12 protein-coding genes, 3 rRNA genes, 1 pseudogene and 1 riboswitch are annotated in these 23,260 nt (G+C 62.6%); of the genes and pseudogenes, 4 read left to right on the top strand and 12 right to left on the bottom strand.

Going from position 1 to position 23,260, the window contains the following annotated elements:
- Positions 1 to 146: 146 nt before the first annotated feature.
- Together CBI38_RS03550 and CBI38_RS03545 are read right to left on the bottom strand one after the other, a co-directional pair.
- Entirely contained in the window at positions 147 to 1,442 is a 1,296-nt protein-coding gene (locus CBI38_RS03550; protein ID WP_109326406.1) for an aminotransferase class V-fold PLP-dependent enzyme, read from the bottom strand.
- A gap of 48 nt (positions 1,443 to 1,490) precedes the next feature.
- Positions 1,491 to 1,605: riboswitch (SAM riboswitch) on the bottom strand.
- A gap of 41 nt (positions 1,606 to 1,646) precedes the next feature.
- Positions 1,647 to 2,894 (bottom strand): MCE family protein, encoded by a 1,248-nt coding sequence (locus CBI38_RS03545; RefSeq protein ID WP_109326405.1) that lies wholly within the window; start codon positions 2,892 to 2,894, stop codon positions 1,647 to 1,649.
- Between the two features lie 514 nt (positions 2,895 to 3,408).
- On the opposite strand from CBI38_RS03545, the gene CBI38_RS03540 reads away from it, so the two are divergent.
- A complete protein-coding gene (locus tag CBI38_RS03540; protein ID WP_109326404.1) occupies positions 3,409 to 7,299 on the top strand; it encodes a Pls/PosA family non-ribosomal peptide synthetase in 3,891 nt (1,296 codons plus the stop codon).
- Positions 7,284 to 8,612, top strand: a complete 1,329-nt coding sequence (locus CBI38_RS03535) for a M1 family metallopeptidase (RefSeq protein WP_418328309.1) — start codon at positions 7,284 to 7,286, stop codon at positions 8,610 to 8,612. Before CBI38_RS03540 ends, CBI38_RS03535 begins: the two co-directional genes overlap by 16 nt.
- 12 nt (positions 8,613 to 8,624) lie before the next feature.
- Here CBI38_RS03535 and CBI38_RS03530 read toward each other — a convergent pair whose 3' ends face one another.
- The 10 genes from CBI38_RS03530 to CBI38_RS03485 all read right to left on the bottom strand — a co-directional run bounded on the left by CBI38_RS03530 (position 8,625) and on the right by CBI38_RS03485 (position 20,738).
- Complete coding sequence (locus CBI38_RS03530) at positions 8,625 to 10,031, bottom strand: family 43 glycosylhydrolase (protein WP_109326403.1); 1,407 nt, start codon at positions 10,029 to 10,031, stop codon at positions 8,625 to 8,627.
- A gap of 201 nt (positions 10,032 to 10,232) precedes the next feature.
- On the bottom strand, positions 10,233 to 11,498 hold the full coding sequence (locus tag CBI38_RS03525; RefSeq protein WP_109326402.1) for an MFS transporter: 1,266 nt from the start codon (positions 11,496 to 11,498) through the stop codon (positions 10,233 to 10,235).
- Positions 11,495 to 12,142, bottom strand: coding sequence for a GntR family transcriptional regulator (locus CBI38_RS03520; RefSeq protein ID WP_109326401.1), 648 nt, complete (start codon positions 12,140 to 12,142; stop codon positions 11,495 to 11,497). Before CBI38_RS03520 ends, CBI38_RS03525 begins: the two co-directional genes overlap by 4 nt.
- A 56-nt stretch (positions 12,143 to 12,198) precedes the next feature.
- Positions 12,199 to 12,960 (bottom strand): ectoine/hydroxyectoine ABC transporter ATP-binding protein EhuA, encoded by a 762-nt coding sequence (gene ehuA, locus CBI38_RS03515; protein ID WP_109326400.1) that lies wholly within the window; start codon positions 12,958 to 12,960, stop codon positions 12,199 to 12,201.
- A 19-nt stretch (positions 12,961 to 12,979) separates the two neighbouring features.
- Positions 12,980 to 13,624, bottom strand: coding sequence for an ectoine/hydroxyectoine ABC transporter permease subunit EhuD (ehuD, locus tag CBI38_RS03510; protein WP_109326399.1), 645 nt, complete (start codon positions 13,622 to 13,624; stop codon positions 12,980 to 12,982).
- Entirely contained in the window at positions 13,621 to 14,352 is a 732-nt protein-coding gene (gene ehuC, locus CBI38_RS03505; RefSeq protein WP_109326398.1) for an ectoine/hydroxyectoine ABC transporter permease subunit EhuC, read from the bottom strand. Before ehuC ends, ehuD begins: the two co-directional genes overlap by 4 nt.
- Positions 14,353 to 14,370: 18 nt before the next feature.
- On the bottom strand, positions 14,371 to 15,216 hold the full coding sequence (gene ehuB / locus CBI38_RS03500; RefSeq protein WP_109326397.1) for an ectoine/hydroxyectoine ABC transporter substrate-binding protein EhuB: 846 nt from the start codon (positions 15,214 to 15,216) through the stop codon (positions 14,371 to 14,373).
- 262 nt (positions 15,217 to 15,478) lie between these two features.
- Positions 15,479 to 15,595, bottom strand: a 5S ribosomal RNA gene (gene rrf, locus CBI38_RS03495).
- Positions 15,596 to 15,756: 161 nt separating this feature from the next.
- Positions 15,757 to 18,884: ribosomal RNA gene (locus tag CBI38_RS03490) — 23S ribosomal RNA — on the bottom strand.
- Between the two features lie 338 nt (positions 18,885 to 19,222).
- Positions 19,223 to 20,738, bottom strand: a 16S ribosomal RNA gene (locus CBI38_RS03485).
- Together the 16S, 23S and 5S rRNA genes form the textbook arrangement of a ribosomal RNA operon.
- 1,756 nt (positions 20,739 to 22,494) lie before the next feature.
- Between CBI38_RS03485 and CBI38_RS03480 the strand changes: the two genes are divergently transcribed.
- Positions 22,495 to 22,746 (top strand): hypothetical protein, encoded by a 252-nt coding sequence (locus CBI38_RS03480; protein ID WP_162603178.1) that lies wholly within the window; start codon positions 22,495 to 22,497, stop codon positions 22,744 to 22,746.
- A 28-nt stretch (positions 22,747 to 22,774) separates the two neighbouring features.
- A pseudogene (locus CBI38_RS38800) lies at positions 22,775 to 23,065 on the top strand (P-loop NTPase family protein); the annotation flags it as partial.
- Between the last annotated feature and the right edge of the window lie 195 nt (positions 23,066 to 23,260).

Genomic DNA, 23,260 nt, shown 5'->3' with positions numbered 1-23,260 from the left:
GATTTCCTCGGAGAATGTGTGTGCCGATGTCAGGAGCCGAAAAGAACGGTCAGCTCGAACACATACCCGAGGCGGTTCGGCACAGATCGACGTGCCGACGGCACCAGTGAGCAATCATTGCGCTCCCAGCCTGCGATGCCATGCGCTCATAGTAGCGCGTCGTGCGAAAAACGGGTCTCCGGCACTGGATTCCACTGACCGTCGGTCTTGGCATAGCCCCAGCTGCGACGACCGGCCACCAATGCGGCGACCGCGTCCACCAGCCGATCCACATCAGCGGAGGAACTGCCGAGACCGAGGCTGACCCGAACTGCTCCGTCTGGCCGGCCGAGTCGCGTCAGCAGCGGGTGCGCGCAGAACCGCCCGTCACGCACTCCGATTCCGTGCTCGGCAGACAGGTAGGCGGCGATCTCCCCGGGCTCGTACCCGTCGATCGTGAACGCCACGATTCCCACGGTGTCCGGCGCGTCCGACCACAGCCGCAAAAATTCCACACCGTCCACATCTGCGAGGCCGGACAGAAGTCGGGACGTCAACGCCGCTTCGTGCTCGGCGACCCTGCCGAAGTCCAACTCGGCCAGCGCGTCGCATGCCGCAGCGAGGGCTGCGGCGCCGAGGACGTTGGGAGTGCCGGCCTCGTGCCGGGCCGGAGCCGGTGCCCACTCGGTGGATTCGACGGTCACGTTGCGCACCGCCCCACCACCGGCGAGGTACGGTTCCGCCGCATCGAGCCAGTCACGCTTTCCTACCAGCACGCCCGACCCGAAGGGTGCGTACAACTTGTGCCCGGAGAACGCCAGGTAGTCGACGCCCCATGCCTCCAGATCGATACGCCTGTGCGGCGCGAGTTGCGCCCCATCGACGAGAATCCTTGCACCGCAACGGTGCGCGACATCCGCCAGAACCGCGATGGGCAGCACCTCACCGGTGACATTGGATGCACCGGTGACAGCGAGAAGGGCAGTGGGCTTCGAGCACAATTCCGCCACGAGCAACCGAACGGTTTCAGCGAGGGTGTCAGCTGCCCGGACAACACGGGAGTTCCTCCAGGGCAACAGATTAGCGTGGTGCTCGATGTCGAGCACCACCGTACTGCCAGGAACGCACCCCGCCAACAGGTTGAGGGAATCGGTGGTGTTCCGGGTGAATACCACCACCTGGTCGTCACAAGCTGCCACGAACTGTGCAACCGAGACGCGCGCCTTCTCGTAGCACGCGGTCGACACCCGGGATGCGTACCCGGCCCCGCGGTGCACGCTCGAGTACGTCGGCAGCAACGCACTGATTCGATCAGTCACCTGCGCCAGTGCGGGTGCGCTTGCCGCGTAGTCGAAGTTGACGTAAGTGCAGTCACCTCCCTGCACCAGCGGAACCCGCAGGTCGGGGCCCGAAACCGGGGCAAGGGGGGCTACGCACACATCAGCGGTCAATACAGCAGTCATCACGACATCCCTCGTACTCAGGGGACTCGTCACAGGGATAGCCCTCGGAGTCCGCGCTTGCCGGGTCCGGTATGAACCTCAGCCTGGTCGTCACCCGGAGCACCCCACCGCGGTGGAGGGTTGCCGACCAGCTAGCCGGGGCTTGACGCTGGTACTCGTGACCTGATTCGAAGATTGCAGGATCGACGCGAAGTTGTCAACCCACTATCTCGGGCTCACCCCCAGAAGTGGTGCGAGCTGAGTCGCAATCGGGTTGAGGTTCAAACGATTCGGGTCCTTCTTCGGCTTGGAATCCCACGGCTGGACCGTTGCGGGGTCACCGAGAACGATCCGGTTGGCGCTTCGCACACCGGTCACGCTTCCCTGCGGCGTTTCGCAGTTCGCCGACGTGTTCTGAGGAAAGTCCTGCTGGGTGTCGTCGAAGTCGGGATCCTGGCGCTTCATTTCCTCGAGTATCGCCTGCGTGCCCTCGTAACCGACCGTGCACGGAGGTGGGTTGTTCACCTCGCCCACCAATCCCAGGTGCACGGTGCCGTCTCCGGGGGCGATGGTGGAGGATGCCGCGGCAATTCCCGGCAAGTATACGAACAGGGTGCGAAGGGCGTCCGCCTGAACCGAGAGCGTCCCGACGGTCATGCCGAGGTTGGTGAGGTTCCTGGTCACCGCCCCTCCGGATTCGCTGACGAGCGCGCCCACTTCATCACTGGCCGCCGTTCCGTTCTCGATCAGGGCCCGCACGTCGGGGTCGGATGCGCGCAGCTGTACTGCGAGAGCGTCGAGGTCGGTGCTGAATTGCTCGATGGCCGAGGACTGTTCGGACTGCGTCGCCAGCACAGGCCGGCCGTCGCGCAGCAGCGCCAGTGTCTCGTCGAGCGACTCGGAGCCCGACTGCGACAGTCCCGCCAGCGCATCCGCGAGGACTTGAATGTCCTCGCCTCTACCGTTGAACGCCACCCCGAGTTCGGTCACGACCGTACGCAGCGCATCGACCGGGACCGAGTCGGCCAATTCTTTTGTTCCGGCGAGCAGTTCCTCGACCGGGACGGGAGTTGCCGTGCTGCCCACTGTGATTACGGATCCATCTTCGAGAAACGGCCCACGATCGGTGTCGGGCTGGAGGTCGACGTATTGCTCGCCGATCGCCGACCTGTTGGCCACGACGGCCTTCGCGGACGCAGGGATGGCAGGCGCGCTCTTGTCGATCTTCAACTCGACATCGACACCGTCCGAGGTCAGCGACATCTCACCCACGCGGCCTACGGGAACTCCCCGGTACGTGACCTCGGCATTGCTGAAAATCCCCCCGGAATTCGCGAGCTCGACGCTGACGGTGTATTCGCCGAACCCGAGAAGATTGTCGAGACGCACATACTGGGCGCCGACGTACACCAGACCGGCCAGGGCGATGAGAATCAGCCCGGCCAGCTGCCACTTGACGAGTGCGGAGGTCATCGCTTGGCAACGCTCGCGCTCTTGTGCTGCACATGCTCGGCGCAGGCTGTCTCGATAATGGCAGTCACAGGGCACTCCGGGAGGTATTTTTATGTGGGACGAGCAGTCACATATATAACTAGCCGGAAGGCTTCGGCTGTGCAAACCCCGCGTCGGGCCCTGGGCGCCAGAGCGGGCAGCGCGCGTCGCTGCATGGCCGACTGATGACGAAACCCGCAGGTCAGCGCACACGTTCTGTTGCGCACGGTGACCGTAATCACTACCTGGCGGAATAGTGATGTCCGCTGCTTCCGGCCTGACGGGGTTCCTCACGGCTCGCGGCTCACCTCAGCTTCCACGAAGGAAATCTGGGACTGCTTCATTCGCCGCCCGCCCGACATTCGCCGGAAATCGCCGGGGTGAAGAATGACCACGGGCGCCCGACAGCGAGCACCCACTGTTCACCAACTGGCTACTTGATCGTGAGATAACGAGCAGTACGCATCAACCGCCCGCTCAGAGAAGGAATCCTGGTTTGTCTCTCCAGTCACCGACGGATTCGGATCGCTCGCTCCGCATACCCCAGGAATTCCTTCGCCGCGAGTTCGCACCGGCGCCGCGCACCCTCCTCGACGTTCTGTACGCCACCGCAGACGAGTATCCCGACGCCGCAGCGATCGACGACGGCACGACGTCGTTGACCTACCGGGAACTGCTCGAGGAAATCGGCCGCGGCGCGGAGCAATTGGCCGAGTCCGGAGTCGGGGCAGGCGACCGGGTCGGCATCCGTATGCCTTCGGGGTCGTGCGCTCTGTATGTCACCATTTTGTCGACGCTGGCGATCGGCGCCGCGTACGTTCCCGTCGACGCGGACGATCCCGAGGAGCGCGCCGCCCTCGTGTTCGGCGAGGCTCGGGTGCGCTGTGTGGTGACGGGCGCCGGCATCACGCCGGGAACCGCCTCCGAGCGGTCGGAGCTTCCGGCCGCCCGCCCACCGAGGGTCGACGACGACGCGTGGATCATCTTCACCTCCGGATCTACCGGCACACCGAAGGGCGTCGCGGTCAGTCATCTCAATGCCGCGGCATTCGTGGATGCCGAGGCACGAATGTTCCTGCAGGACGAACCCATCGGGCCCGGCGACCGGGTACTCGCCGGATTGTCGGTGGCATTCGACGCGTCCTGTGAGGAGATGTGGCTGGCGTGGCGACACGGAGCCTGCCTGGTTCCCGCACCGCGATCGCTCGTGCGCAGCGGTATGGACCTCGGTCCTTGGCTGGTGGCCCGAGACGTCAGCATCGTGTCGACGGTGCCGACGCTCGCATCGCTGTGGCCGGCGGAGGCGCTCGAGGCGGTCCGTCTCCTCATCTTCGGGGGCGAGGCATGCCCACCCGAACTTGCGGAGCGCCTGGCCGTCGACGGACGAGAAGTCTGGAACACGTACGGGCCCACCGAGGCCACGGTCGTCGCGTGCGGTGCGCTGATGGACGGACGGAGCCCTGTCAGCATCGGCCTTCCCTTGGACGGCTGGGATCTCGCGGTAGTCGACGGCTCCGGGGAGCCGGTGTCCGAGGGCGAGGTGGGCGAACTGGTGATCGGTGGTGTCGGTCTGGCCCGCTATCTCGACCCTGCGAAGGATGCGGAGAAGTACGCGCCCATGCCGACCCTCGGATGGGATCGCGCCTATCGCAGCGGTGATCTCGTCCGCCTGGATCGGCGCGGACTGCTGTTCCAGGGACGCGCCGACGATCAGGTGAAACTCGGTGGCCGGCGTATCGAACTGGGCGAGGTCGACAATGCCCTCCAGAATCTTCCGGGAGTCGGCGGTGCAGCCGCGGCCGTACGCAGGACCGGCGCCGGTCATCAGATTCTCGTCGGCTATCTCGCCAGCACGGATCCCGACTTCGATCTGAAAGCAGCCCACGCGACGCTCGCCGAGCAACTACCGGCCGCGCTGGTGCCCCGGCTGGTTCTGGTCGGCGAGCTTCCCACTCGCACGTCCGGCAAAGTAGACCGAAATGCACTGCCCTGGCCGCCGCCCGGAATCGACGACTCGGCGGAGGACCTCGGACTCGACGGCACATCGGCGTGGGTGGCGGAGCTGTGGACGTCGATTCTCGGCGCGCAGATTACTGGCCCTGCCGACGACTTCTTCGAGCTTGGCGGCGGTTCCCTCGCGGCCGCCCAGCTGGTCACTGCGCTACGAGAGCGGTTCCCCGAAGTCACCGTGGCGCAACTCTACGACCATCCGCGGCTCGGCTCGCTGGCGGATTATCTCGACGAACTCGCACCCATCGATGCCGTAGAACCCCGTCTCGTCACCCCCACTCCGCGTCGCAGCCAACTGCTGCAGATCGCGGCCACCGTTCCGCTCACTACCCTCACCGGTCTGCAGTGGGTCACCTGGCTTGCCATCGCCAACAACGTCTTCGCGTACGTCGCGGACGCGTCGTGGGCGCCCACCGTCTCGTGGTGGTGGGTCCTGGCCGCATTCGTCGTGTTCATCAGCCCGGTGGGCCGGATGGCGATCTCGGTGATCGGCTCGCGGATCCTTCTCCGGAGGCTCGAGCCGGGCACGTATCCCCGCGGGGGCAGTGAACACCTCCGGCTGTGGGTGGCACTGAGACTCACCGAGGCCAGCGGCGCGGCCAACCTGTCGGGCGCACCGTGGATGCTTTATTACGCCCGGGCCTTGGGCGCCACCGTCGGGAAGGGCGTCGACCTGCACACACTTCCACCCGTCACCGGCATGCTCGAACTCGGTGACGGCTGTTCGGTAGAGCCGGAAGTGGATCTGTCCGGTCACTGGGTGGACGGTGACGTCGTGCACATCGGCGAGATCAAGATCGGTCCAGGGGCCACCGTCGGTGCCCGGTCCACGTTGCTGCCCGGCGCCCGCATCGGACGAGGCGCGGAGATCGAGGCCGGGTCGGCGGTGTTCGGACGGGTCAAGGCGGGTCAGCATTGGGCGGGTTCACCCGCCGTCAAGGTCGGTAAGGCCGCACACCCGTGGCCCGAAGAAACCCCGCGACGCGCGTCGTACTGGGTGCCTGTGTTCGGGGTCACGTCGATGCTGATTGCCGGACTCCCGATCTTCGCCCTTCTGTCCGGCATCGCCCTGATCGGCTGGCGGATCCGCGATGCCGGGACGATCGGATCCGCCGTACGGCAGTCGCTGATCGTTCTCCCGATCGCCACTGTTCTCAGCCTTGCGGTGTTCGCCGTTCTCACCGTGATCGCCGTTCGGCTGTTGTCGATCCGGTTGCGAGAGGGGTACCACCCGGTCCGCAGTCGCACCGGATGGCAGGTGTGGGCCACCGAGCGGCTCATGGATTCAGCCCGGACGTTCCTGTTTCCCTTGTACGCGAGCCTGTTGACACCCGGCTGGCTGCGGTTGCTGGGCGCCCGGATCGGCAAGAATGTCGAAGCCTCGACAGTGCTGCTGCTGCCGAAGTTCACCACGGTCGCGGACGGCGCGTTCCTGGCCGACGACACGATGGTCGCGAGTTACGAGCTCGGCGGCGGTTGGATGCACATCGAGGACGCAAAAATCGGCAAGCGGGCGTTCCTCGGCAACTCCGGAATGACCGGCCCGGGACGACGGGTGCCCAAGAACGGGCTCGTCGCGGTGCTGTCGGCGGCGCCCTCCAAGGCCAAGTCCGGTTCTTCTTGGCTGGGAAGCCCACCAGTCCGCCTGCGCAGGGCCCCGGGCGACACCGACGCCGCACGCACTTTCCATCCGCCGTTCCGGCTGAAGGTCGCCCGGGCGATCGTGGAGACGTGCCGTTTGATCCCAGTGATGGTGACGTTCGGAATAGGGCTCGGGGTGCTGTTCACGCTCGAGGTGATGGCAGACCTGATCGGCTTCTGGCTGGCCGCCCTGGCCAGTGGCGTGGTCCTCCTCGGCGCAGGCGCCGTGGCCGGATCGATATCCGTAGCCGCCAAGTGGCTGGTGGTGGGGCGCATCGGAAAGGTCGAGCATCCCCTGTGGAGTTCATTCGTCTGGCGAAACGAGGTGTCGGACGCGTTCGTCGAGACCGTCGCCGCACCGTGGTTCGCGCGCGCCGCCACGGGCACCGCCGTACTCAACATGTGGCTGCGCGGCCTCGGCGCGACCATCGGCAAGGGTGTGTGGTGTGAAACCTATTGGCTCCCCGAAGCCGATCTGGTGACCCTCGGCGACGGCGCCACCGTGGAACGGGGGTGCGTCGTGCAGACTCACCTGTTCCATGATCGGATCATGTCCATGGACACCGTCACGTTGGGAGCCGGCGCCACCCTCGGCCCGCACTGCGTCGCGCTGCCCGCCGCCGGAATCGGTGCAGGCGCCACGGTCGGACCTGCGTCACTGGTCATGCGCGGCGACACCGTTCCGCCCTCTACCAGGTGGCAGGGCAACCCCATCGCACCGTGGGCGGCGACGTGAAGCCCGGTAAAGAGCTCGACGAACCCCTCGACCCGTATCTCCCTCAGAACGGCAACCGAGGCTATCGGGTGTCACGGTACGAACTCGACCTCACCTACAAGGTCCACAGCAACCGGCTTACCGGGAAGGCCACGATCACCGCTGTCACCACCGAGGCGCGGTCCCGGTTCGCGCTCGACCTGGCGTCCGACCTTCACGTCACCAAGGTTGCTGCCAACGGCGCACGGAACACCAAATGGGTTCATCGGAACGGCAAGCTCGTCGTCACCCCTGCGCAGAAGATCCCGGCGGGCGGTGCACTGGTATTCACGGTGCAATACGGCGGTTCCCCGAAGCCGATCCGCAGCATGTGGGGCGAGGTCGGCTGGGAGGAACTGACCGAGGGCAGTCTCGTCGCCAGTCAGCCGAATGGCGCGGCATCCTGGTTTCCGTGTGACGATCACCCGAGCTCGAAGGCCAGCTACCGTATGTCCATCACCACCGATTCGCCGTACTACACGGTGGCCAACGGTGCGTTGGTGAGCAAGCAGACCCGGGCCAGCCAGACCACGTGGGTGTACGAGCAGGCCGAGCCGATGTCGAGCTATCTGGCCACGATTCAGATCGGCCCGTACGAACGACGACGAGTGAATTCGGGAGGCGTCAAGATCTTCGCCGTGCACCCGCCGCGACTTCGCTCGTCGTTCGATGTCGATTTCGGACGCCAACCCGAAATGATAGATGTGTTCGGCAGATTGTTCGGCCCGTACCCGTTTGCCGATTACACGGTCGTCGTCACCGACGACGACCTGGAGATTCCGGTCGAGGCGCAGGGACTGTCGATCTTCGGCGCCAACCACTGCACGGGCAGCCGCGCCTTCGAACGACTGGTGGCCCACGAGCTCGCCCACCAGTGGTTCGGTAACAGCCTCACGTTGCGTCAATGGCGGGACATCTGGCTGCACGAAGGATTCGCCTGTTACGCCGAATGGCTCTGGTCGGAGAATTCCGGCGGACCCGCAGCGCATCAACTCGCGTTACAGGCCCACCAGGGTCTGTCCCGGAAACCGCAGGATCTGGTTGTCGCGGATCCTGGGCCGCAGTTGATGTTCGACGACCGCATCTACAAGCGCGGCGCAATCACTCTCCACGCTCTGCGAATTCGGCTGGGTGACGAACGGTTTTTCGCATTGCTGCAGCACTGGACCCGGTCGCACAGCCACTCCAGCGTCAGCGCGGAACAGTTCACCGATCTCGCCGCGCGGTACACCGATGAGTCGCTACGAACCCTCTGGGACACCTGGCTGGGTGAAAAAGCGCTGCCACCTCTCTAGAGACGCCGACGATCACGCACCGTCTCGCCACACGACGGCGGAGACGCGCTTGGCGACGTCCGTCATCTGCGGGCCGGACTTCACCCCGTTGAGCGCCCCGAATTCGACCGTTTCGGTGTCGAAGGTGCCTGCAAAGGCGTACACGTCATAGGTTCCGTTCGGGGCGTCTGCCGACACGGCGTAACTGATCGGCTCTTCGTATACCTCCCCGGGAGCCAGGTCGACGTCGATCGGCCCGAAGATCGGATCACTGATCCCGCCGTCCGGCGGCGTCACGCTTGCCCATACCTGCCCCGCATAGGGCTGATCCTCGGGTGCCGCCACCACCATCGTCGCCGCGATGGTTCCCCCGTTCTCGGGCAGGGTCGTCGAGTCGTCCGCGGTCAGCGACACCCGCACCGGAAGGTCGGTGTCGGGTAGCTGGGGTCGCGTCGAGGAAGGCGAGCCGTCACCGACGTCGGGCCAGTCGTCGGCCCAGACGATCCGGTCGATCATGCCTTCGCGGCGCTGAGCTCCACTGGGCAGTGTGACGTCGTCGCGCGGAATGGCGTGGTAGACGATCCAATCGTTCCCGGCGTCGTCCGTCACCACGGTGTTGTGTCCGGGTCCGGCCCACGGGTCGCTGCCCGCGAGGATGAGCGCGCCGCCCCCCTCGTTGAGGTCTTGCCCCTTGCGGTCGAGGTAGGGCCCGGTCAGCGATCTGGACCTGCCGACCACCACGCGGTACGCGGTGTCCCCGCCGTTGCAGCAGTTCCCGGCGGACAGAAACAGGTGGTAGTAGCCGTTGCGGAAAGTGATGAAGGGGCCTTCGAACCGGTCGTCCGCGATCTGCACCGGTTCGCCCACCGGCGCCGCACCGTCCCCGTCCAGCGGAATTGCGTAGATGCCGCGGAAGTTGCCGACGACCATCGTCTTCGATGTTCCGTCGTCCCACACGAAGGGGTCGATCGTGCCCTCGATGCCCACGTCCTGCGCACAGAACACCGGGCGACCCAGATCGGTCCACGGCCCGGTCGGGCCCGGAGCCGTCGCGAGTCCGATACACGGATTCGACTCGTCGTAGAGCGAGTAGTAGAGGCTGTATCCGCCGCCCGATTCCAGGACGTGCGGGGCCCAGGCAAGTTTTCCCTCCGGATGCCACTCGGGCAGGTCCGGGAACACGTCGCCCACATACATCCAGTCCATGAGATCGAAGGACTTGAACATCGACATGTTGTGCATGCCCTGGCCGTCGCCCCAGTCGTCCGCGGTGGTGTACATGTAGTACATACCGTCGGCCGCACGGACCACGCTGGGGTCTGCGGCAACAGGCTCCACGACGGGGTTCGCCGCAACCGGGGACGCGGGCACCATCATCAAAGCGAGCAGCGACAGCGTCGTCACGATCCATCCCCGTCGCGGCAGTCTTCGCCGTCCCATGGGTGGCCGCACGCATGACTCCGCCTCGACGCCATCAGATTTCTGCACGTTGCTCCCTACCGTGGACCCCAGCCGAGCGGAATGTGGCAAATGTATACGGCTGAGGCTCAGGTTAAGAGTTGAGTTCTCCGATGCGTCGAACCGAAACCAAACTGTGCCCTTCCGCGTGCGCCCCACCGACCGATTCGGTGGCGCACGCTGTTACGAGCTTTCGCGGGCAGACGGCAGATGCGAGCGCCAGTGGACGACGGCGAGGAGGAGACATCCCGCGGCCGCGATGGCGCCGAAAGTGAACATTCGCGGGTAGGTCACCGCGGCGAAGTTCTCGGTGAGAAATGCCATTGCCGCAGGCATCGCGAAGCCCAGATAGGTGAGCGAGTAGAACACCGCGGTCAGGCCGGCCAGATCGTCCGGTCCGGCAATGCGCTGAATTTCCTGCAGCCCAGATACCAAGGCCATGCCGTATCCGCAACCCAACACCACCGCAGCGACGAGTGCGAGCGGAACGGTCAACGCGGAAGACGCGGCCGCTGCCATCCCCATCCCAGCCATGACGAAGACGAGGGCAACGACGACTGCTCGCGTATTGCGAGGCGTATCGATCTTGCGGCCCAGCGCCTGGATCGCGAAGCCGGACCCTAAGCCCACCATGCACATCAGTGCCGAGAACGCGAGGGGCACCCCACCGCCATGCTGGGACATGAGCGCCGGAAGTACCGCATACGCGGCGGCCGCAGTCCCGAATACCCAGGGGGCGAGGGGTGCGATGACGAGAAGGAAACGCCGGTGTGCCGCCGAGGGAATCGCCAGATCCCGAGCGAGCGACACCCGGTCGGAGAGCGGTTGAGCTGCACGGGTTTCCGGTGCACGCAACAATGCGATGGCCGCGGCGATCGCAATTCCGCTGTGGACGAGGTACGACAGGACACTGGGCAGTGGTGCCCATTGCGCAAGGACGCCGGCGACCCCGGCGCCCAGACCGAACCCACCGGTGAGGCTCATCGCGGCCCGTCTGGCACCGGCTCCTTCCGTCGCGGTGGGATCCCACGGCGCGGTCGACAGCTCCTTCACCCAGCTTCCCCCCACTGCCATTCCGAGCCCGAGCGCGACGCCGCACAGGATTCGGCCTGCGATCAGCATGGCCGCGGAGTCCGCGCCGAGTGCGAGGAGTACCGAACCTGCCACCGTCAGCACCGGGGCGGGCAACAGAATCGGACGCCTGCCGAGCCGGTCGGACAGGGGCCCGCCCAGGAGGAGGGCGGGAACGATCCCGAGAACGTAGGCGAACAAGAAGAGGTCGACGGTCACCGGCGAGAAACCGTGGTCGGCGCGGTACATGCCCAGGAGCGGCGTGAATTCGTTGCCTCCCCACGCGACCGCGAACATCGTCGCGGCGACCTGCAACCACGCCCGCGTGGACACCACGGTGTCGGGCAGGGCCGCTTGCGACTCGCGCACGGAGGTCATCGAGCCACTCCCCTCGGATTCAGAGCGTGAACTCGACGCATGTGGGCGAGCACCGCTGCCTCGAACCCGTCCGCGTCACCGTCGTTCACCAGATCGGTCAGCTGCTCGTGTTCCGCGAGAATCCTCGGCAGTTGCCCGGGGTCGCGGGTGATCGAGTGGGCGGTCATCCGGCGCTGCCGCTCCCGGAGGCTCGAGTAGAACGTCGCGAGCAGTGGATTCTCCGCGGCATCGACGATCAGGCGATGAAAGTCGGCATCCGACGCACTGAAGGCGGCCACATCGCCTCTTGCGGCGATCTGCCGCTGTTCCTCGAGATTGGCGCGCAGCCGAGCGACGAGCACCTCACGTGCGTGCGGCCGCTCCGCCAGGATCCGAACGGCGTGTGTCTCGACGAGCTGTCGCGCGTCGACGATGTGCTCGGCTTCCCCCTCGGCCACCGCGACGACGAGAGCGCCCCGCTTCGGATACAACCGCATCCACCCCTCGGCCTCGAGACGAAGAAAGGCCTCGCGGACGGGTGTGCGACTGAGACCCATGCGCTCCGCGATCTCGCCTTCGCTGATCAGCTCACCACCGGGCAGCCCACCCGACAGGATGAGCTCCTTCACCTCGCGGTATACCTGCTCCGCTGCCGAATACAACATAGACACAAGATGTATTTATACGCCCTCGCTGCCCGAGCGGGGCATCGGCCCCCGGCTCAGTCGGCCAGCACAGCCTTGAGGAACGTCTTGGTTCGCTCGTGTTTCGGTGCGGAGAACATGGTTACGGGATCCCCCTCTTCCACGATTCGGCCGGCGTCGAACATCATCACCCGGTTTGATACGTCGCGTGCGAATTGCATCTCATGTGTGACGATGAGCATCGTGATGTCCGTGGTGAGGGCCACGTTCCTCAGCACGTCCAGGACGTCCGCCACCAACTCCGGATCGAGGGCCGACGTCACCTCGTCGAGCAGCAGGATGTCGGGATCCATCGCCAGCGCTCGGGCGATCGCAACTCGCTGCTGTTGGCCACCGGACAGCTGCGTCGGATGCGCAGTCTCCTTGTCCGACAGCCCTACTGTGTCGAGCAGTTGACGGGCGCGCTTTACTGCCGCCGCCTTGTCGAGCCCGAGGACGTGGATGGGCGCCTCGGTAATGTTCTCGATCACGTTCATGTTGGGGAACAGGTTGAATTGCTGAAAAACCATCCCGATCCGGCGCCGTATGCGACGAACGTACTTCTCCGACGCCGGGACGAGTTTGCCTCCCCGCTCCTCGTGGGTGAGGCGCGCCCCGTCGACCCAGATGATGCCGTCATTCACCTTTTCGAGGGTCATGAGCAATCGCAGAATCGTCGTCTTACCCGAACCGCTCGGGCCGATCAACGTGACCCGGTCGCCACGCTCCACCTGGAAGTCGAGGTGATCGAGCACGACGTGGTCGCCGAACCGCTTCACGACGTCGTCGAACCTGATCATCGGGGTGCCTGAGTTCGCTTTATCCGGCAAGACGCTTCTCCAATCGCCGTATGAGCAGGGAGGTCGGGTAACTGGCGATCAGGAAGATCACACCGGCGAGGGTCAACGGCTCGAGGTACTGAAAATGCCGGGCCCCGAATTGCTGGGCCGCCGTCACCATTTCGATCACCGTGATCGCAAACAGCAAAGGGGTGTCCTTGAACATCGACACGGCATAGTTCCCGAGAGCCGGAACTACCCGGCGGATTGCCTGCGGCAGGATGATCGCCCGCCACGTGCGGGCCGGCGCAATGGACAGTGCTCTCGCTGCCTCCCACTGGCCGACGGGTACCGCCTCGATCCCTGCCCGATACACCTCCGCCATGTAGGTCGAGTAGTGGATGCCGAGGACCACTACCCCGATCTGCAAGGGTGACAGTGCCGTAAACGTGTAATAGACGAACAGCAGCTGCACGACGAGGGGTGTGAGACGGATGAATTCGCTCACCGCCCGCACCGGCATTGCGATCCAGCGCGGAGCGGCCTGCCGGATCAGCGCGATGACCAGCCCGAGCACCACGGATATAAGGAAGCCCAATACGGTTGCGACGAGGGTGATCTTGAATCCCTCGAGCAACACGGGTAGCGCCTCGAACGCGCGATCCCAACTCCACTGGACACTCATTTTTCAGCAGCCTCCAGTCCGCGCGGGTCCGAGGGCGCGAGCGAGAAGATCTCCCGCAAGGAGGGACCGGTACCCAGCCTGTTCTTCGCCCGCACTTCGAGCGCATTCATCAACAGCGTCAGCACGTAACCGATGACGAAGTAGATGACGAGCCCGACCCCGAACGCGAAGAGCGTGTTGCCCGTCGTACGCCGAAGCTGATCTATCTCGAACGTCAGGTCCTGCAGAAGGATGTAACTAGCCAGAGCAGTGCCCTTGAGCAGTTGGATCAGAAGATTCGTGAGGGGAGGGATCATCTCGGCCCAGGCCTGTGGAAACACCACCCGGCGAAGCCTCTGCCAGTGCGTGAAATCCAACGCCGTGGCAGCTTCCCATTGCGACTGCGGTACCGAATTGATCGCCCCCCGCACAACTTCCGCTCCGTAGGCGCCGTAGTTGAGTCCGAGGGCGAGTATCCCGCACAGTACGGGGTCGATGAGATATCCGAACAGCGGGACCACGTAGAAAAGCCAGAACAACTGCACCAGCAGTGATGTGCCGCGGAAGAACTCGATGAAAACCCGCGCAGAACCCCTGACGATTACCTGGTGTGAACGAGCCGCCAACCCGAGCACCACTGCAAGCACGAAAGCAAGAAGAGCACCTCCCGCAGTGAGTTCGAGGGTGATGATGATTCCCTCTTGAATGCCCGGCCAGGCATCGAAGAGGGCATCGAAATCCTCCTTCACAACAGAGTCCCGTCCGACTCAGCTCTCCCCTTCGCACAGCTTCGCCGTGGTCAGTTGCGGATCGGGAAGCTCTGCCTCGGTGAATCCGAAGGGACCGACGATAGAGAGGTACTTGTCCTTGTCCGCCGTGATCTTTGCCAGTTCGGCGTTGTAGGCGTCCCTCAGCTCGGTGTCCTCCTTACGGAAGACGGTGCCGCCGGCGCCTACCTGGGGGACCCCGTTGATTTCTGCGACAAAGGAATCAGTCACCTCCACAGGCACTTGCGGGTTGTTCTGCGCCAGCCAGTTCAGCGAGATTCCCGTCAGTGCGAAGACGTCGGCGCGGCCATTGGCAATGGCATCCATGCCATCCTGCGGGGACGCCACCTGTGTGGCCTCGATGCCGAGGTCCTGTGCGTAGTCCGACTCGATTGCGCCGGTCATGGCGGCCATCCGGACGCCGCTGTCTTTGACCGACTGCATGTCGGTGAGCTTCGCCGGATTACCCTTGGGCACCATCAGCGCTGTCGTGTAGTTGAACTCGGGCTCGCTGAACGCTGCTTGTTCGCAGCGCTGCGGAAGGATGGACATTCCAGCACTGACAACGTCGAATCGGCGCGCCTGCAGTCCTGGAATGAGGGCTCCGAAGTCGGTGCTGACGCCTTCGACATTGTCTATTCCGAGGTTCTTGAAAATCTCCCGGTGCAGGGCCACGGTGGCGCCGGTCAGCTTCCCGTCCTCCTCGAAGCTGTACGGGGCCTCGCCGGCGAATCCCACGGTCACCGTTCCCTCGGAACGGAGCTGTTCCAGTAGTGATTCGCCGCTGCTCGAGTCGGTCTTCGTGCACCCTGCGACCGAGCCCGCTGCTACGACGAGTCCCGCCATTGCGACAGCGGCGCGGACCGTAGGACGTCGTTTCGAGTTGGTGCTGCTCACCACAGATTCCCTTCGTTGCCTGGGGTGATCCGGCCGGGCGCACCACGTGGCACGATCCGACTGGATCTGCCCGGGTCACGTTACGCAGGCGAACGAGTCATTGCGTGCTAAACGACGGAATTTTCCGCGGCGCGATCAACGTCGGCGAAAGGAACTGTTGTGGAATGCCGGAAGCCCCCCAACAGGTGTTGGGGGGCTTCCGGTAACGGATGTTCGGCGGTGTCCTACTCTCCCACACCCTGTCGAGTGCAGTACCATCGGCGCTGGAGGGCTTAGCTTCCGGGTTCGGAATGGGGCCGGGCGTTTCCCCTCCGCTATGGCCGCCGTAACTCTATGAAACTGTCACACACCCATCTTTCCTTTTTCCGGTTCCCCGCCGTGGCCACGCACCCGGGTGGGTGCGGAACTGTCCAGGGGGTTCAGTGAAAGGAAAAAAAGGGGGTATCTGTGTGTTGTTTCAGATACTGCACAGTGGACGCGTAGCTTCTTTGTGGTAAGTCCTCGGCCTATTAGTACCAGTCACCTACACCCATTACTGGGCTTCCAGTTCTGGCCTATCAACCCGGTGGTCTGCCGGGGGCCTTACCCCCTCGAGGGGGTGAGAAACCTCATCTTGGAACAGGCTTCCCGCTTAGATGCTTTCAGCGGTTATCCCTTCCGAACGTAGCTAACCAGCGGTGCTCCTGGTGGAACAACTGGCACACCAGAGGTTCGTCCGTCCCGGTCCTCTCGTACTAGGGACAGCCTTCCTCAAGTTTCTAACGCGCGCGGCGGATAGAGACCGAACTGTCTCACGACGTTCTAAACCCAGCTCGCGTGCCGCTTTAATGGGCGAACAGCCCAACCCTTGGGACCTACTCCAGCCCCAGGATGCGACGAGCCGACATCGAGGTGCCAAACCATCCCGTCGATATGGACTCTTGGGGAAGATCAGCCTGTTATCCCCGGGGTACCTTTTATCCGTTGAGCGACACCGCTTCCACTTGCCGGTGCCGGATCACTAGTCCCGACTTTCGTCCCTGCTCGACTTGTCAGTCTCACAGTCAAGCTCCCTTGTGCACTTGCACTCGACACCTGATTGCCAACCAGGCTGAGGGAACCTTTGGGCGCCTCCGTTACATTTTGGGAGGCAACCGCCCCAGTTAAACTACCCACCAGGCACTGTCCCTGAACCAGATCATGGTCCGAGGTTAGAGGTCCAATACGATCAGAGTGGTATTTCAACAACGACTCCACACTCACTGGCGTGAGCGCTTCACAGTCTCCCACCTATCCTACACAAACCGAACCGAACACCAATACCAAGCTGTAGTGAAGGTCCGGGGTCTTTTCGTCCTGCCGCGCGTAACGAGCATCTTTACTCGTAATGCAATTTCGCCGAGTCTATGGTTGAGACAGCTGAGAAGTCGTTACGCCATTCGTGCAGGTCGGAACTTACCCGACAAGGAATTTCGCTACCTTAGGATGGTTATAGTTACCACCGCCGTTTACTGGGGCTTAAATTCTCAGCTTCGCCACCGAAATGGCTAACCGGTCCTCTTAACCTTCCAGCACCGGGCAGGCGTCAGTCCGTATACATCGTCTTACGACTTCGCACGGACCTGTGTTTTTAGTAAACAGTCGCTTCTCACTGGTCTCTGCGGCCCACCCAGCTCACACTGCAAGAGTGATCACCAGACGAGGCCCCCCTTCTCCCGAAGTTACGGGGGCATTTTGCCGAGTTCCTTAACCATAGTTATCTCGATCGCCTTAGTATTCTCTACCTGACCACCTGTGTCGGTTTGGGGTACGGGCCGTGTGAAAGCTCGCTAGAGGCTTTTCTCGGCAGCATAGGATCACTGAATTCGCCTCATTCGGCTATGCGTCACCTCTCAGGATATGTGTGACCCGGATTTGCCTAGGTCACTCCCTACAGGCTTACACCAGTATTACCACTGACTGGCTCAGCTACCTTCCTGCGTCACCCCATCGCTTGGCTACTACCAGATCAGGTCCCACGCATCCGCCACCTACGAACCCGAAGGTTCACAAGCGGTTTCAGGGTGGTTAGTATCACTGATTCACCAGGGGCGCGTTCACACGGGTACGGGAATATCAACCCGTTGTCCATCGGCTACGCCTGTCGGCCTCGTCTTAGGTCCCGACTCACCCTGGGCGGATTAACCTGGCCCAGGAACCCTTGGTCATTCGGCGGACGAGTTTCTCACTCGTCTTTCGCTACTCATGCCTGCATTCTCACTCGTGTGGCCTCCACGGCTGGGTCACCCCGCCGCTTCCATGGCCACACGACGCTCCCCTACCCATCCACACCACTGCCCACCCTCCGCAGGAAAATGGGGGTGCATTGTGTGAATGCCGCAGCTTCGGTGGTGTACTTGAGCCCCGCTACATTGTCGGCGCAGGATCACTTGACCAGTGAGCTATTACGCACTCTTTCAAGGGTGGCTGCTTCTAAGCCAACCTCCTGGTTGTCTTCGCGACCCCACATCCTTTTCCACTTAGTACACGCTTAGGGACCTTAGCTGGCGATCTGGGCTGTTTCCCTCTCGACTACGAACCTTATCGCCCGCAGTCTCACTGCCGCGCTCTCACTCACCGGCATTCGGAGTTTGGCTGATTTCGGTAAGCTTGTGGGCCCCTAGACCATCCAGTAGCTCTACCTCCGATGAGAAACACGCGACGCTGCACCTAAATGCATTTCGGGGAGAACCAGCTATCACGGAGTTTGATTGGCCTTTCACCCCTACCCACAACTCATCCCTCAGTTTTCAACCTAAGTGGGTTCGGTCCTCCACGACGTCTTACCGTCGCTTCAACCTGGCCATGGGTAGATCACTCCGCTTCGGGTCTAGAACATGCCACTATAAACGCCCTATTCGGACTCGCTTTCGCTACGGCTACCCCACACGGGTTAACCTCGCGACATGCCACTAACTCGCAGGCTCATTCTTCAAAAGGCACGCCATCACCCCAGCGACAAGTCACTCGAAGGCTTTGACGGATTGTAAGCGCACGGTTTCAGGTACTATTTCACTCCCTCCCGGGGTACTTTTCACCTTTCCCTCACGGTACTAGTCCGCTATCGGTCACCAGGGAGTATTCAGGCTTATCGGGTGGTCCCGACAGATTCACACCAGATTTCACGGGCCCGGTGCTACTTGGGTTTCCATCACGACAGTCACAATGTTTTCGTGTACGGGATTCTCACCCTCTACGACAGGCCGTTCCAGACCACTTCCACTAACACCATGATTTCTTACTGTCGGCCAACACGGCAGCATTGACAAGATGAACCCCACAACCCCACGAATGCAACGCCTGCCGGCTATCACACATCCATGGTTTAGCCTCTTCCGCTTTCGCTCGCCACTACTCACGGAATCACTATTGTTTTCTCTTCCTGTGGGTACTGAGATGTTTCACTTCCCCACGTTCCCTCCACACACCCTATATATTCAGATGCGGGTAACACGACATCACTCGTGCTGGGTTTCCCCATTCGGACATCCTCGGATCTCAGCTCGGTTGACAGCTCCCCGAGGCTTATCGCAGCCTCCTACGTCCTTCATCGGCTCCTGGTGCCAAGGCATCCACCGTACGCTCTTCATTACTTACAACAAAGATGCTCGCGTCCACTGTGCAGTTCTCAAACAACACACCCGCCTCGAACTCCCGCCAGCACCATGCCCACCACCAAAAGTGATGCGGTCTGCCTGACATCCGAACCGGATCGTCACTTTCCTGAAAGAAAAAACACTCACGTGTTCCCTCAGGACCCAACAGTATGTCGATATAATTCGCCCTCCCACCAGCACACAGGCCGGCAGTTGAGAACCAATACTTGTCAGCGATCCACCCATGAGCAACCACCGGATAACATACGCATCCGAAATGGCCTCTGCCAGACCATCATCCACTGACTGTTCAGCGGTACATGACTGGAGATGCTCCTTAGAAAGGAGGTGATCCAGCCGCACCTTCCGGTACGGCTACCTTGTTACGACTTCGTCCCAATCGCCGATCCCACCTTCGACGGCTCCCTCCCACAAGGGGTTAGGCCACCGGCTTCGGGTGTTACCGACTTTCATGACGTGACGGGCGGTGTGTACAAGGCCCGGGAACGTATTCACCGCAGCGTTGCTGATCTGCGATTACTAGCGACTCCGACTTCACGGGGTCGAGTTGCAGACCCCGATCCGAACTGAGACCAGCTTTAAGGGATTCGCTCCACCTCACGGTCTCGCAGCCCTCTGTACTGGCCATTGTAGCATGTGTGAAGCCCTGGACATAAGGGGCATGATGACTTGACGTCGTCCCCACCTTCCTCCGAGTTGACCCCGGCAGTCTCTTACGAGTCCCCACCATTACGTGCTGGCAACATAAGACAAGGGTTGCGCTCGTTGCGGGACTTAACCCAACATCTCACGACACGAGCTGACGACAGCCATGCACCACCTGTATACCGACCACAAGGGGGGCCGTATCTCTACGGCTTTCCGGTATATGTCAAACCCAGGTAAGGTTCTTCGCGTTGCATCGAATTAATCCACATGCTCCGCCGCTTGTGCGGGCCCCGTCAATTCCTTTGAGTTTTAGCCTTGCGGCCGTACTCCCCAGGCGGGGCGCTTAATGCGTTAGCTACGGCACAGATTCCGTGGAAGGAACCCACACCTAGCGCCCACCGTTTACGGCGTGGACTACCAGGGTATCTAATCCTGTTCGCTACCCACGCTTTCGTTCCTCAGCGTCAGTTACTGCCCAGAGACCCGCCTTCGCCACCGGTGTTCCTCCTGATATCTGCGCATTTCACCGCTACACCAGGAATTCCAGTCTCCCCTGCAGTACTCAAGTCTGCCCGTATCGCCTGCAAGCTCACAGTTGAGCTGTGAGTTTTCACAAACGACGCGACAAACCGCCTACGAACTCTTTACGCCCAGTAATTCCGGACAACGCTTGCACCCTACGTATTACCGCGGCTGCTGGCACGTAGTTAGCCGGTGCTTCTTCTGCAGGTACCGTCACTTCCGCTTCGTCCCTGCTGAAAGAGGTTTACAACCCGAAGGCCTTCATCCCTCACGCGGCGTCGCTGCATCAGGCTTTCGCCCATTGTGCAATATTCCCCACTGCTGCCTCCCGTAGGAGTCTGGGCCGTGTCTCAGTCCCAGTGTGGCCGGTCACCCTCTCAGGTCGGCTACCCGTCGTCGCCTTGGTAGGCCATTACCCCACCAACAAGCTGATAGGCCGCGGGCCCATCCTGCACCAGTAAACCTTTCCACCCCAGCCATGCAGCCGAAGGTCGTATCCGGTATTAGACCCAGTTTCCCGGGCTTATCCCGAAGTGCAGGGCAGATCACCCACGTGTTACTCACCCGTTCGCCGCTCGTGTACCCCGAAGGGCCTTACCGCTCGACTTGCATGTGTTAAGCACGCCGCCAGCGTTCGTCCTGAGCCAGGATCAAACTCTCCGTTGAAGACTCTAGAAAGAGGCGAACCCCAATCAGTCATAGACATCGAGTCAAATCACTAGCGATCAAAAACTCAAACTAGCTCAATCAAACACTGACCCCCCTCCGACGGAAGAAGGAGAAGAGCCAGCAAATACCCACACCACTCACAACCAAACCAAAAGGCCCAGTTGATCATCCGTGATGCGGAGTACCAAAACAATTTGGCACTGACATTCATCGACACACTGTTGAGTTCTCAAAGAACACGCACACACCATCACCACCAGCAACACTCGCTAGCCGCTCCGGGGCAACCGTTCCACCCTATCTCCCCGGACGCACCAGCGCAAACCAGTACTCCATGAAAACAATCCGGGGAAGAAGCACAACCATACACGATGGCCGACTTCGAAATTTTCGCCAGGCACTCCGTACAACCTCGTGTCCCAGCCCCTGCGGGCGGAGTCGGTGTCCGTGTCGCTCTGACTTCGAATAAGTTACGCGACAGGGGCGTACATTCCAAATCGCCAGGTCGCACGCGGATTATGACCTTCTGAGAGCTCTCGGCCCCGATGCGGAACCCGAACTCGCCAGTTTCATCCGTACTCTGGCCGAAGCTGGTCGAGCCGGCCAAGGCAACCATCCAGCCCGCCGGTGGAGCGGGACTGATCGGACGACATGGTCACCCTCAACAACGAGCCGAGAGCGATCGACACCGCTACAGCTCTTCGGCCTCGGGGCGGCCCAGCCCACGCGAGCGGGTAGACGTGAATGCAACGCGGGGGCTCAGTCTTCATCTTCGGCGGCAGTCAGAAGGAGGCCGCCGAAGATGACCGAGCGCCCTTCGATACACCCAACCGAATCCAGTGAGGTGTGGACAAGCATGGAGTCCGCACTCCTGAGGTGAGTACGGGAATCACCAATCGCCGGAATGCCGGCTCATTGAGCGCGACAGGGTCTGACGCCTAGCGAAGTAGCGCGGGCAGACCCTCGCTGCAGTCACGCTGCCCGCATGTCGGCGTCTGCTCTCAGCGTGGCGACTGAGATAACGCACCCTGTGACCGCGGCAAAGGACCAGGGGCGAGGAGGCACGCCAACCTACCAATGCGGCGAAGCAGACCTTAGTTCCCGCCTTCCGGAGGAGCCAGCGCCTCCAGCGTTGCGGCCGCTGGTAACTCGGCCCAAGCCGCCGATGATTGCGCCGATTCCGACACCCCGGCCGTGCAGGTGACCGTGCCGTTGGTCGGCGCCGACCTGGAGGAACCAGTCATGAGCGCAGACGTCTTCGCGTCATAAACTTCTGGGCGTTCTCGGCCTTCCGAGGAGACTTCTCGGCACGCACGGCCAACCGGTGGTGACGACGAGGAGTCGGCAGGAGCGTTTGAACCGCGCCACCTCAACGACCGTAGACAAAGAGACTTTTCGATCTCAGGACATGAAGTCGCCGAGAACTGTTGCCCGATAGTTTGATTGGTTACTCTCGGAGGAAACGCCGTCGCCTCCAGAGCGCCGGCGCGATACACGAGACGGGTGAGTCCCGAGGCACGTGCAACCAAGGAGGGCGCGGACGCCGACGAAGCTACCGGTCCGGACGGTGGCCTGTGGCTATCGGGGTGCTGGCACATACCCGCGGCGCCGAGAACCCGTTCGCGGGCTGGTGGCAGTGTGATTAAGAGCCTCGGTACGGTACCCAGGGTGCTGGTGCGGGATGGCGAAGGCGCGAGCCGGTGGTGTCGGCACACGCAAAACGCGAACCGACCCAGGCAGGGTTTCCGCGGCAATGAATCGAACGCCGACCAGGGCTTCGATGCTCGCCCTGCCCACGGTCCCCCAGCCACCGCGGAAAGCAGTTGACCCGGTTGGCCGCGATCACTACATCCGCCTCGACTCCAACGGCGACACCACAAACACCTGCAACCCTGATCATGTGGAAGCCACTGCGGCACTAGGCCGGGACCGCATCGCATTGGTCTACCGACCGGACCGGACCACCGAGATGGAACGCGACGACGACGGAGCGGTGGCTTACTGACCGCGATACCAGAACGTCGGATCGGGACCTGACAGCGGGGTTGAGGCTCCTCACCCGCGCTCTGAAAGAGCCGACCTTGCGTGGCGCTGCCGGCCGATTGATCGAGCGGGCCCGTCCGAGAACTGGACCCACGAAGTATTCCTGGTCGTATGCCTGCAGCGGGAGGTCCCGGCCATGGAAGCCACGACGGTGCATCGCGGATGCGGGCGGCGCGATGCACCGCCCGCATCCCGTTGAAGGAATTGGACTTCGACTTCGATTACGCCCGCAGCCTCGAGCGGGACACCTTCACGCACCGGGAACCCTCGACTTCGTGACCGCAAAAGGCAACGTGGTCTTCGGACCTCCCGGCACCAGTAAGACTCTTCTGGCGATCGGCTCGCGATCCGCGCCTTCCCAGGGTGAGCACCGCTCGATCACCACCGAGCAATAATCAAAACCTGTGGATCACCCTCGGCGGGTGACCTGAAGCGGGCGCACCTCCCGAGCGAGATAGATGCTCGCGGCGGCACTG

It is taken from the genome of Rhodococcus oxybenzonivorans (genome assembly GCF_003130705.1).
Taxonomy (GTDB): domain Bacteria; phylum Actinomycetota; class Actinomycetes; order Mycobacteriales; family Mycobacteriaceae; genus Rhodococcus_F; species Rhodococcus_F oxybenzonivorans.
This window is presented reverse-complemented; position numbering and strand designations above follow the sequence as displayed.